Source organism: Stenotrophomonas sp. YJH_SMC_65 (genome assembly GCF_059369475.1).
Genome location: NZ_JCAFSR010000003.1, coordinates 462,667 through 472,615, shown reverse-complemented (window position 1 = coordinate 472,615; position 9,949 = coordinate 462,667). Strand labels below are relative to the sequence as shown.

Genomic DNA, 9,949 nt, shown 5'->3' with positions numbered 1-9,949 from the left:
TTCGACGTGCGCGGTCGAGATCGTGATACCACGAGCCTTTTCTTCCGGCGCGGCGTCGATCGAGGAGTAATCCTTGAACTCGCCACCGAAGCGCTCGGCACCGATCTTGGTCAGTGCGGCGGTCAGCGTGGTCTTGCCGTGGTCGACGTGACCGATGGTGCCGACATTGACGTGCGGCTTGGTGCGCTCGAACTTACCCTTGGCCATGGCTGCTTATCTCGAATTCGTCTGAGAGGTGATGCTTAAGATGGTGCTCACGAAAGGAATCGAACCTTCGACCTCTTCCTTACCAAGGAAGTGCTCTACCGACTGAGCTACGTGAGCCGAGTTTTGCATTATGACATGAACTCGATAAGATTCAAAGTTCATTCAATGGAGCGGGAGACGGGAATCGAACCCGCACCATCAGCTTGGAAGGCTGAGGTTCTACCATTGAACTACTCCCGCGCCGGGAATGTCACAACGTGAAACTGGTGGAGGGAGGTGGATTCGAACCACCGAAGGCGTAAGCCAGCAGATTTACAGTCTGCCCCCGTTGGCCGCTTGGGTATCCCTCCTTACCACCCCATTCCGTTGCCGCCGAAGCGTTGCGGTGTGTGGTGGTGAGCCGCTTATTCTGCTGATGGGACGGGGGGCTGTCAACGCTTTTTTCCATCTTTTTCACACGTTGTCGCAAACCCATTGATACGCAAGGTTATTGACCGGGGACCGGCAGGGTCTCGCTGGCGAAAATTGCGACATGGGGGACTCCGTCGGCGCCGATCCAGCCCCGATACATGCCCTGGGTGTTGAACGGCGTGGCCATTCTGCCGTCCGCGGCAAGCACGATCGCACCACCGTCGCCGCCCATCTGCGGAATCGTCTCGTTGATCACGCCCTTGCCGGCCTGCTCCGGGCTCTGCCCCTGGTAGCGCATGCGCGCACAGATCTCGTGCGCGGCCGCGGTGCGGATGTAGTACTCGCCCCAGCCGGTGCCCGACACCGCACAGCGCGCATCGGCCCAGGTGCCGGCGCCGATGATCGGCGAGTCACCCACCCGGCCATAGCGCTTGTTGGTCATGCCGCCCGTGGAGGTGCCGGCGGCCAGCTGCCCCTGCGCATCCAGCGCGACCGCACCGACGGTACCGAAGTGCTTTGCGGTCTCCAGGTCGGCATGGGCCTGGCCATTGGCCTCTTCCTTAAGCGCGCGCTGCAGCTGCTGCCAACGCTTCTCCGTGCGGAAGTAGGAGGGATCAACCAGAGCAATGCCCTGCTCCACCGCGAAGGCTTCGGCACCCTGCCCTACCATCATCACGTGCCTGGACTTCTGCATCACGGTCTGCGCCAGCAGGATCGGGTTACGCACCCGCTGCACGCCGGCCACCGCACCTGCTGCCTGGGTGGCACCGTCCATCACCGCCGCATCCAGCTCGTTGTGGCCGTCATGGGTGAACACTGCGCCCTTGCCAGCGTTGAAGGTCGGATCGTCCTCCAGCACGGTGATTGCCGCAGTGACCGCTGCAAGCGCCGGACGACCGGCCGCCAGTTCGGCATGGCCTTTCAGCAGTGCGGCGCGCAACGCATCGCGCGCAGCCTTCTCTTCGGTCGGCGACAGGTCCTTGCGTTCGACGCCGGCGCCGCCATGGATGACCAGCAATGGCGACGCAGCCGGGGCGGCCTGGGCGATCAATGGCAAGGACAGCAGCGCGGACAGCGCCAGGCGCAGTTTCATCAGGTACGTCTCCAGCAGGACAAGGGAATGGATTGCAGGGTAGCGCCGGCCGCTGGCCGCAAGGGGCGCATCAGCTCAGGGAAAGTGAGTTGCCGGCCAGCGGCCGGCGCTACCGAAGCGTGAACTCGATCTCGCCGTCGCTGATGTCGGCCACGGCCTGGTAGTCGGCCTCGGCCTGGAAATCGTCCAGGCGCATGCGGCTGCCACTGGCGACCACGGTCACTGGAACGGCATGGAAGCGCAATGGTTCGCCCTCGACCAGGCGATCGGCATCACGACCGGGGCTGACCACCCAGACCTTGCCCTCGCCATCAGCGCTGTAGACCTGGGCCTGGCCATCGGGCTCCACGCACAGGGCGGTGTCCTCATCAACGCCGATGCCGACGATGTCAGGGTCGCCGCTGTCCTGCGCGGCGCGTGCCACGAACACGATGAGGCGGCCAAGGCGGTCACGCTTGTCGAAATGGGTGTCGGTGACCACGCGCTGCAGGTAGGGCATCTGCAGGAAGCCACTGTCCATGGTGACTGCGCTGCCCATCGGATCGGCCAGCGCACCGGCCGAGCTGATGCTGCCGCCATCCATGGCGCCATAGGCATAGCCGCCGAGGATGGCCAGGCCAGCGCTGGTACCGGCAATCGGCTTGCCGGCGCGTACATGGGCGTTGAGCGCGCGGTTGAGTGCGGTGCCCTTCCAGAAGCGGATGTAGCGCGACTGTTCGCCGCCGGCAATGAAGATGGCATCGGCCGCAGCGACCACGCGCAGCACGGCTGGATCATCGGCACCGCGGCGGCTGTCGAAGACCAGCGTCTGTACCGCGGTGGTGCCGCCGATCTCGCGGTACAGGCGGTCCTGCAGTTCATCGCCACCGGAGGCACGCAGGATCAGTACACGGCCATTGCCGGCCTGCTTCAACCACCACTGGAAGGCATCCGGCACCCACTCGCCACCGCCCATCAGCATCATCGCGGATGCACGCGGCCCGGGACGTGGGGCCTCAAGGTCGCCGACCTCGTAATAGGAAAAGCCCGGGCCCTGCAGATCCTGCGCGGGCGCGGCCGACGGCCAGGCCAGCATGAGCAGCGCCAGCCAGGCAACAGGGGTACGCAGGGTCCGGTGAACGCGTCGCATCTTGATCTCCCTGAACAAAATCGACTTGCAAGCGTTTTCACTCTTTGCCAGATAGGGACCCAGTAGTCAAGGACATAAAAAAGGCGTTAAATGCGCGCGCCCATTCCGGAAATCTGAATGGGGGACAGGCCCCTCCTCTGCGGGCCGGCTTCATTTCCGAGAATTCCTCATGCGTAGAAAGGCGATGGCGTGGTCGATCCAGCTAGCGTTGATGGGTGTGGCTGCTTCCGCGGCCGCCCAGGCTCCGGCGTCCTCTCCGGTACAACAACTGGACGCGGTGCAGGTCACCGGTTCGCGCATTCCGCGCGCCCAGGTGGAAGGCCCCGCCCCGATCACGGTGATCAACGCCGAACAGATCCGCTCCAGTGGCTTCACCAGCGTGCCGGACGTGCTGCGTGCGATGACCCAGAACGGCGGTGAGACGCAGAGCCAGCAGTCTTCCAGCGGCGCCGACTTCTCGCCGGGTGCCCAGCAGGTGGACCTGCGCGGCCTGGGCCCGAACCACACGCTGGTGCTGGTCAATGGCCGCCGTATCGCCGACTTCCCGATGCCGTTCAAGGGCCGCAGCAACTTCACCGATGTCTCCAACATTCCGCTGGGGATGATCGAGCGCATTGAAGTACTGACCGGCAGCGCCTCGGCCATCTATGGATCGGACGCGATCGCCGGCGTGGTCAACTTCATCCTGAAGAAGAAGGCCGACGGCACCACGATCGACATGCGCATGGGCACCACCACTGAAGGCGGTGGCGAGTCGTTCGACATGAGCATCGCCAGCGGTTTCAGCCGTGGCAACTTCAACGCGGTATACAGCGTCGAACTGCAGTCGCAGACGCCGCTGTGGGCCTATGAGCGCGACATCCAGGACTCGACCCAGGACGGCCCCACCGAGGGTTCGCGCATCGCGCGCCGTGCGTACCTGCGCACCGACTACAACGATGACTATCTGGACCCCGGCGCCGCCACCTGCGAAGCGCTGTCCGGCCAGAACCAGGGCAGCACCTACCGCGCCTACCGCCCGAAGTACGGCTACTACTGTGGCAGCGACAGCTCGATCGGCTACGGCACCATCCTCAGCAAGCGCCGCGGTGCCAACGGCTACGCGTCGTTGAGCCATGACTTCGACAATGGCCAGCAGTGGTTCGCCGACGTGCAGCTGGGCTACCACACGATGTCGCTGATGCGCGACGTCACCAAGTGGGGCCGCATGGACGCCAACGGCGATGAGTCGGGCTACTTCAACAACGAAGCCACCGGCGAGATCGAGTTCTGGCAGCGCCAGTTCTCGCCCGAGGAAATGGGTGGCCTGCGCAATGCCATGGTGCGCAGCACGCAGAAGACCTTCAGCGTGACCACCGGCTTCAAGGGCAACCTGGCCGGCAACTGGGACTACGAAGCGGCATTGAGCCATTCGCAGTACCAGTCGCGGATCAGCTGGGCGCAGATCATCGCCGCCAAGGCCAATGACCTGTTCCTCGGCCCGCAGCTGGGCGTGGATGACGACGGTTTCCCGATCTACAACGCCGACCCGTCACGCCTGTACCGGCCGCTGACCCGCGCCGAGTACGATTCGATCGCCGCGCGTACCACCTACACGCCGAAGTCGCGCACGGAGACGGCGGCATTCACTCTGACCAATTCCGCGCTGTTCGGCCTGCCCGGCGGTGACGCCGGTTTCGCCGCGACCGTGGAAGTGGGCCAGCAGGCGTACTCGCTCAATCCTGATCCGCTGGCGACCCAGTACTACTATTACAGCTGGAAGGATTCGGACGGCCAAGGTTCGCGCAACCGCTGGGCTACGGCGGCCGAGCTGCGCATGCCGCTGCACGAAACGGTCAACCTGAGCGTGGCCGGCCGCTACGACCAGTACCGCTATTCCGGCCACACCATCGGCAAGGCGACCTGGAGCGGTGGCCTGGAATGGCGCCCGATCGACACGCTGCTGGTGCGCGGTTCGTATGGCACCGCGTTCCGTGCGCCGGACCTGCACTATGTATTCGCCGGCCCGGGCAACGATGAGACCACCGCCGAAGACCTGTACAGCTGCCGCGCCGACGGCGCCACCGACTGCGCCGACTACGAGCGCAACCTGATCCGCAGCCGCACCGGCAACCGCCAGCTCGACCCGGAAACCAGCACCTCGTGGAGTGCCGGCTTCGTCTGGTCGCCGGCCGTCGGCCTGGACCTGTCGGTGGACTGGTTCGACATCGACATGCGCGACCAGGTGCAGGACATGGACGTGCGCACGATCCTGGCCAACGAAGCGAACTGCCGCCTGGGCAGCGCCGACATCACCTCGCCGACCTGCGTGGATGCACTCGCCCGCATCACCCGCAGCAACGACGGGCGCCTGTATGGCGTGCGCGTGGCGCCGATCAACGTCGCCCGCGAATCCACCTCCGGCATCGACGTCGGCCTGCGCTACCGCCTGCAGACGGGCATCGGCGACTTCATCTTCAACGGCACCCACACCTGGGTGAAGAAGCATGACTTCCAGCGCTACCCGGGCGACCGCACCGAAGACCAGTTCGCAGTGAACAGCGGCTTCGACATCCCACGCACCAAGACCAGCCTGAGCGTGACCTGGGAAAAGGATGCGTGGTCGGCAACGGTGTACGGTTCGCGCCTGGGCAACCTGCCGACCTCGGACAGCTACGACCAGGTGTTCGACTGGGACAGCGGCGACAGCCCGTACGTGAAGGCGACCTATCGCTACAACGCCTCGCTGCAGTACCGCTTCGACGACCACTCGCGCCTGTCGCTGTCGGTGGTCAATGTGTTCAACAAGATGCCGCCGAAGGACCGTACCTACACTGCATACCCGTACTACGACGTGTCCTGGTTCGACAGCGTGGGGCGCACGATCAACCTGCAGTACACCCACAAGTTCGGTGGCAGCGCGCTGTAAGCGCCCGGCCAGCGCCGATACAGGAGACCCCCGCTTCGGCGGGGGTTCTTTTTTTCCGCCGCCTGAACGGTACCCGCGCGCAGGCTCCGGCCCGACCGGCCAGCCGGGGATTTTAGGAAACAGCTGATTCCGCGCCGCGCGCGCCGCTCCCTAGCATCGTTGCATGTTCCGCTTCCCCCGCCCTTCGCTGCAGCAGGCCGTGCCATCGACCACCGCGTCGGTGCTGCTGCGCTGCCTGACCGTGTGCGTCTTCGTCTGCTTGGCCGCCGCGGCCGGCTTCTACCTGCTCACGGCATTCACCGAGGACATCTCGACCCATCGCCGCGAGATGAATGCAGCGGCCTACAGGGCCCAGATCTATTTCGACCAGCGCGAAGCCCTGCTGCGCTATCTGCGCGATTCGGTAGTGAGGGGCAACCCGGATGCACCTGCGGCGGACAGCGAAGGCATGCGCCAGGTGCCGCTGGATGGTGCTGGCGGCCAACCGGGCCAGCGGCTGCTGTTGTCAGCGCGCGCCGAACACACGCTGCAGGCACTGCAGACGCATCTGCTGCTGGTCGATGCGCACGGCACGCACTGGCTGGCCGGCGGCGAGGTCGACGTGGACCTGGCGCAACTGCCATCGCTGCGTGCGCTGCAGGCACGCAGCGGCAGCCTGGAGGCGGCCGACCCGGTGCACTGGCTGCGCCCGGGTGACAGTGGCGTTGCATTGGCGCAGCCGGTACAGGCCGGCCCGCATCCGACGCAGTGGCTGGTGCTGCTGCTCGATGGCGCGGCGGCGGCGAGCATGATCGACGGCCAGGGCATCGGCGGCTATGCGCTGCTCGACCGTGCGGGGCAGCCGGCATTGTCCAGCCAGACCCCGCGTCTGGATGGTGCGGGCTGGAAGACCCTGCGGGAACGCCAGGACGACAGCTTCGGCACGCTGTGGAGTGGCGGGCTTCCGCGCGGTGTAGCGCTGGTGAAAAGTGTCGGCAACGACGGCTGGCGGTTGGTCTACCACCTGCCGTCGCAACTGCTGCTGGGTGACCTGGCGGTGCCGCTGCTGGTCTGCGCGCTGTTGCTGCTGCTGGCCGGCGTCGCGCTGCGCCTGCTGCGGCATCGCGTGGACCTCCAGCTGATCCAGCCGGCCCTGCAGCAACAGCGCAGGCTGCTGGAGAACCTGGATTTCAGTTCGACGGTGATCGACATGGCGCCGGTCGGCATCTGCGTCCTGCGCCGCAGCGACCGCGCGCTGCTGCTCTCCAACCAGCTGCTACGCGACTGGCTTGGCGAAGAAGGCGAACACAGCGACTGGCAGGCGCCATGGCGCGGACATGCCGGCGAGCGCGGGCGTGGACTGGAATTCACCACCCGCGACGGTCGTCAGCTGCAGGTGCTGCACGCGGCCTGCCGCTACCAGGGCGACGACGTGCTGCTGTGCGTGTTCCATGACATTTCCCGGCACCGCCAGGCACAGGCCGCGCTGTCGTCGGCACGCCAGGCCGCCGATGCGGCCAACCAGGCCAAGAGCGCGTTCCTGGCCACCATGAGCCATGAAATCCGTACTCCGCTCTACGGCGTGCTGGGCACGCTGGAGCTGCTCGGGCACACCTCGCTGGACGCCCGGCAGTCGCAGTACCTGCGCACCATCGAGAGTTCCTCATCGGTCCTGCTGCAGTTGATCAGCGATGTGCTGGATGTTTCCAAGATCGAATCCGGGCAGCTCAGCCTGGAGCCGGCGCCGTTCTCGCCGCGCGAGCTGACCGAGAGCGTGCTGCGCAGTTTCGCTGCCTCGGCCACCTGCAAGGGCCTGCAGATCCTGGTCTGCACCGACCCGCGCCTGCCCACGCGCGTGCTGGGTGATGCCGACCGCATCCGCCAGGTGCTGGGCAACCTGCTCAGCAACGCGATCAAGTTCACCGAGCATGGCCGGGTGGTACTGCGCGTGCGCCAGGTACAGCGCGAAGGTGAATCGAGCGTGCTCGCCTGGCAGGTCACCGATACCGGCGTGGGCATCGCCGCGGAGGAACAGGCGCGGTTGTTCGAACCGTTCCGCCAGGTCCGCGGCGCGGCCAGTGCACAGGGCACCGGGCTGGGTCTGTCCATCAGCGACCGCCTGGTGCGCCTGATGAGCGGCGAGCTGCAGGTGGTGAGCGAGCCCGGCCTGGGCAGCAGCTTCAGCGTGCGCCTGCCCTTGCCGGTGCTGGCCGCCGCCGAGGATGGCCCGACCCTGCTGCCGGAGCCGCCGATCCTGGTGCGCGGCCGTGATCGCGAACTGGTCGACAGTGCCTGCGGCTGGCTGCGTCGCTGGGGTGCCAACGCACAGCCCCTGCAGGGCGACCCTGCACTGCTGGACCATGACGGCGCGATCCTGATGGACGGCGAGGCCGGGATGCCGCTGGCCTGGGCAGGCCCTCGCGTGGTGGCATCGATCGACGGCGGCGACCAGCCCACCGTTGCCGCCGATGGCAGCCTGGTGGTGACCCTGCATGGGATGACCGCGATCGGCAATGCACTGGCCAACGTGCAGCAGCAACGTGCGGCGCTGCCGGAAACATCGCGCGCGGCAACGCCGATGCCGCTGGGCCTGCACGTGCTGGCCGTCGAAGACAACCCGATCAACCGGGTGATCCTGGCCGAGCAGCTGCGCACCCTCGGCTGCGACGTGGAGCTGGCACAGGACGGCGTGGAAGCCCTGCAGCGATGCCGAGAGCAGTCTTTCGACCTGGTGGTGACCGACATCAACATGCCGCGCATGGACGGCCACGCGTTGGCCCGGCAGCTGCGCGAGGACGGCAACCCGGTGCCGGTGATCGGCGCCACCGCCAATGCCACTGCCGAGGAGCGCGAGCGCTGCCTGGCCAGTGGCATGCAGGGCTACCTGAGCAAACCCATCGACATCGCACGCCTGCGCAAGGCGCTCACCTCACTGCGCCAAGGAGACCCCGCATGACCCAGCGTGTCCTGATCCTGGAAGACCAGCCCTTCCAGCGTGGTTTCCTGGCCAATCTGTTCGGCAGCCACGCAGGCGTGCAGGTCGACGCCTGCGAAGACGTGGATGCGGCCATCGCGCTGTGTGCGTGCCAGCCCTACGACCTGGTGGTCAGCGACCTGCTGATGCCCGGGCAGGACGGCATCCAGTTCATCCAGGCGCTGGCGGCACAGCCGCGCCCGCCACGCCTTGCGGTGGTCAGCGCGGCTCCGCGGCGGATGATGACCTCGGCACGGCTGATGGCCGAATCGCTGGGGCTGGATGTGGTCGGCCTGCTGCCCAAGCCGGTGGCGGCCGCCGACGTGGACGCCCTGTTCGAGGCCTTGGCGCAGGCGCGTCCGGCCGCCGGCGAGGCCCCTACGCGCGCGGCGGCTGCGCCCGAACCGGATGCATCGCAGCTGCGCCAGGCCATGGCCGATGGCAGCCTGACGGCCTGGTTCCAACCGAAGAAGTCACTGCAGTCAGGACGCGTGGTGGCGGCCGAAGCACTGGTGCGCTGGCGACATCCGCAGCTGGGCACGCTGGCCGCTGGCAGCTTCCTGCCGGCAATCTGCCGCTACGGGCTGGAGGGCGATCTGCTGCGGATGATGCTCGAGGCCAGCATCAGCGCGCAGGCACGCTGGCGCAAGCAAGGGTTCCGGGTACCGGTATCGATCAACCTGCCCCCTCACCTGCTGGAGCAGTCGGACCTGCCCGACGAACTGCTGGCACTGACCCTGGCCAACGGCGGTACGCCCGGTGAATTGTGCTTCGAACTGATGGAAAACAGCACCACGCGGCACGTCAGCGACTTCTATGCCGGCGCCTGCCGCCTGCGCATGAAGGGCTTCGGCCTGGCCCAGGACGATTTCGGGCAGGGCCTGAGCTCGGTCCACAACCTGGTCAATACCCCTTTCACCGAGGTCAAGATCGACCGCGCGCTGGTCAGCGGATGCGCGCGCGACCCGGCCTTGCACCTGACCCTGTCGACGGTGATCGCGCTGGCCAACCAGCTGGGCCTGACCATCGTGGCAGAGGGCGTGGAAAGCGATGCCGACCTGGCTGCCCTGCGCCAGCTGGGGTGCAGCCAGGTGCAGGGCTTCCTGATCTCGCAGGCGCTGCCGTCGGACGAGTTCACCCGCCTGCTGGACGAAGAAGCGCCGCAGTTGGACGAGTCGCCGCGAGCCGACCTGCGCTGACACGGATTCCACGTCCGCTTCACGAAATCATCAAGTGGCATTGACGATC

6 protein-coding genes and 3 tRNA genes are annotated in these 9,949 nt (G+C 66.5%); 3 read left to right on the top strand and 6 right to left on the bottom strand.

The window, feature by feature from the left end:
• From AC5P7A_RS08095 to AC5P7A_RS08070, 6 genes are all read right to left on the bottom strand, one after another.
• Positions 1–207: GTP-binding protein (locus tag AC5P7A_RS08095; RefSeq protein WP_239503135.1), on the bottom strand; the 207-nt coding region annotated here is incomplete at its 3' end.
• A 41-nt stretch (positions 208–248) separates the two neighbouring features.
• Positions 249–324, bottom strand: a tRNA-Thr gene (locus AC5P7A_RS08090).
• A 49-nt stretch (positions 325–373) separates the two neighbouring features.
• A tRNA-Gly gene (locus AC5P7A_RS08085) sits at positions 374–447 on the bottom strand.
• 24 nt (positions 448–471) lie between these two features.
• Positions 472–557: transfer RNA gene (locus AC5P7A_RS08080), tRNA-Tyr, on the bottom strand.
• Between the two features lie 137 nt (positions 558–694).
• Complete coding sequence (locus tag AC5P7A_RS08075) at positions 695–1,711, bottom strand: isoaspartyl peptidase/L-asparaginase family protein (protein WP_495220023.1); 1,017 nt, start codon at positions 1,709–1,711, stop codon at positions 695–697.
• A gap of 109 nt (positions 1,712–1,820) precedes the next feature.
• Positions 1,821–2,840: a cyanophycinase gene (locus tag AC5P7A_RS08070; RefSeq protein WP_495220022.1), complete on the bottom strand. Its 1,020-nt coding sequence runs from the start codon at positions 2,838–2,840 to the stop codon at positions 1,821–1,823.
• A 169-nt stretch (positions 2,841–3,009) separates the two neighbouring features.
• Here AC5P7A_RS08070 and AC5P7A_RS08065 point away from each other — a divergent pair, with 169 nt between their 5' ends.
• From AC5P7A_RS08065 to AC5P7A_RS08055, 3 genes are all read left to right on the top strand, one after another.
• The gene (locus AC5P7A_RS08065; RefSeq protein ID WP_495220021.1) at positions 3,010–5,748 is read left to right on the top strand and encodes a TonB-dependent receptor plug domain-containing protein; all 2,739 of its coding nucleotides are present in this window, start codon (positions 3,010–3,012) and stop codon (positions 5,746–5,748) included.
• Positions 5,749–5,911: 163 nt separating this feature from the next.
• Entirely contained in the window at positions 5,912–8,683 is a 2,772-nt protein-coding gene (locus tag AC5P7A_RS08060) for a response regulator (protein ID WP_495220020.1), read from the top strand.
• Positions 8,680–9,900 (top strand): EAL domain-containing response regulator, encoded by a 1,221-nt coding sequence (locus AC5P7A_RS08055; RefSeq protein ID WP_495220019.1) that lies wholly within the window; start codon positions 8,680–8,682, stop codon positions 9,898–9,900. The genes AC5P7A_RS08060 and AC5P7A_RS08055 overlap by 4 nt, the downstream gene beginning before the upstream one ends.
• Positions 9,901–9,949: the final 49 nt, after the last annotated feature.